Consider the following 2,543-nt stretch of genomic DNA (forward strand, 5'->3'; position numbering starts at 1 on the left):
GTATATAGGAAAAAACTATCCGATACAGATTCATCACGATTCGACCATTACAAAGGATTCTGTAGTGTTTGAAGCGAACACGCTTCAGATTTATGTCAATCAGCACGACGATGAAGCGATAAAACAAGCGCTCAAACGCTTTTACTATCAACAATGTAAAGCGCTAGTAACCAAGAGTATCTCCTCCTATCAAAAACATTTTAAAACAAAGCCGCGCTCCATTTCGATTTCGGATAGCAAAAAAGCGTGGGGCACGTGTGATTCCAAGCGTCAGCTAACCTTTAACTGGCGGCTGGCAATGGCACCGCAGCACGTCATTGATTACGTAGTCGTTCATGAAATGTGCCACATGGTTCACATGAATCACGACCGGTCGTTTTGGCGTCTTGTCGGGAAAATTATGCCCGATTATCGTGAACAAGAGAACTGGCTGGCAATGTCAAGCTGGGAAATGACGGTGTAGTACCACTAAATAAGAAAAGAGCAGGAGCCCCAGAGGCATACTGCTCTTTTTTTATCTTTAACTATAGCGATATTTTCKTAAATCTTTTAAAATAGAAATTTCTTTTAACAATTCTTCTCCGACATTTGTTTCTAAAACCATTTTTCTTTCTAGTTCTTTGTCAACCAATCGCTTTACGGATAAGACGTCCGTTCCTTCTAATAAAATCTCTTCTTTTGAATTAAAGTGTTTATGAGCGACTAGCTGCATGCCGTAAGAATTATATAATAATGTATATCCAGCAATCCCTGTTGTAGACTGATACGCTTTTGAAAAACCGCCGTCAATAACAATCATCTTTCCATTTGCTTTGACCGGGTTTTCTCCTTCAATTTCTTTGACTGGCGTATGCCCATTGATAATATGACCATGATCAGGATTTAATTTAAATTCTTCCAGGATGTTTCGGCAGACTTCCTCATTTTCCCGTAAATAGTAGTATGGATTCTTCTTCTCTTTATGCGTTGTTTTATCACTTATAAAATATCTTTCAAACGTCGTCATTGCACGTTTCCCAAAGAGTGATGAATATTCTCCTGTCCATAGATACCAGACCATATCTGTTGCCAAATCATCCGTTTCTTCAGGATGTGCAAAAGCCTCTTGTAAATAATGTTCAAACACATCAAGCAAGTTACGGCCTGCATACGTTTTATCTTCTATCGTCATCTTTTCCATGTTTCCTTGTTCATCTAAAGGAATGCAGCCGTGTATTAATAAGTTTCCGTTGTATTTCAAATAAAGGCTGCCTTTTTTCATCAGAAACTTCATATGTCTCGCCAGCTTTTCCGAATGCTGCACAGAAAGCAGCAGTCTTTCCATTACCTGCTCTTCTTCTTCTAATAKCTGATCAGGCTGCGCCGGATTAATCGTTGCAAAGCAGCTGTTTTCTAGCTGATACGTGTTTCCGTATATCGTAATTTCATTTTTATCATAATCAATTTTTTCAAGCAACAGCCTTTCTGACATATTAAAGAAAGGACGTCTTTTTATAATCGGACTTTCAAGCTTGAATTGAATCATCGCAATGGCCTGATGAATTTTCGTAATTTGTAGTCGCTCGTGATCGGATAGTTTATCACTGGAGCTTACTTTTGGTCTAAAAGCGGGATTATCATCATAATATTTCTCCGCCAGGTTAAGCAGCGGTCTCAGGTTAATGCCATATACGTCTTCAATAAYATCTAGATTGTCGTATCTCGCGCAGATACGAATAATATTGGCAAGACACACTTTCGAACCCGCAAAAGCCCCTAGCCATAGCACATCGTGATTTCCCCACTGAATATCAACGGAGTGATAGTTAATCAGCGTATCCATAATTTTATCCGGTTCAGGTCCACGGTCATAAATATCCCCTACTACGTGCAGGTGGTCCACAACCAATCTTTGCGTCGTATAAGCAAGCCCTATAATAAGCTTATCGGCTTGTCCTAGAGAAATAATCTGCTGAACAATCTTTGTATAGTACTGTTCTTTATTYGTAAATTCATCCGTTTTATATAGCAGCTCTTCAATAATGTACACAAATTGATTTGGCAATGCTTTACGCAGTTTAGAACGCGTGTATTTAGAAGAAGCGTACGAAATGAGATTAAGCATACGATCAATGATTTCTGTATACCATTGATAGAGTTCCTTTTTGTTTCGAAACTGCGCTTTAATTAACGGTAATTTTTCTTCAGGATAATACACTAATGTCGCGAATTCATTGATTTCTTTGTCAGATAATACATTTTTAAAAAGGTCTTTAATTTTCTCTTTTACATTTCCCGAACCGTTTCGCAGCACGTGCTGAAAGGCTTGATATTCGCCGTGTAAATCACTGACAAAATGTTCGGTCCCCTTTGGCAGATGAAGAATAGCTTCAAGGTTAATAATTTCGGTTACCACTTTTTCTTCCGTATCATACTTTTGTGCAAGTAAATCTAGGTATTTTGTGTTCAAAACTATGTATCCCCTTTCAACGTTCACCATTTAATATAATCACCCTTATAATCCTGTAAGATAAATTGTGATTATAATGTTACGCACCTCTTAT

2 protein-coding genes are annotated in these 2,543 nt (G+C 38.1%); one reads left to right on the plus strand and one right to left on the minus strand.

What is annotated here, in order from left to right:
- Positions 1 to 463: M48 family metallopeptidase (locus AC1DRF_RS22860; RefSeq protein WP_477741766.1), on the plus strand; the 463-nt coding region annotated here is incomplete at its 5' end.
- A 57-nt stretch (positions 464 to 520) separates the two neighbouring features.
- On the opposite strand, the gene fbp is transcribed toward AC1DRF_RS22860, so the two are convergent.
- On the minus strand, positions 521 to 2,449 hold the full coding sequence (gene fbp, locus AC1DRF_RS22865; protein ID WP_477741767.1) for a fructose-1,6-bisphosphatase: 1,929 nt from the start codon (positions 2,447 to 2,449) through the stop codon (positions 521 to 523).
- Positions 2,450 to 2,543 lie beyond the last annotated feature (94 nt).

The organism is Priestia sp. P5_B4 (assembly GCF_056400385.1).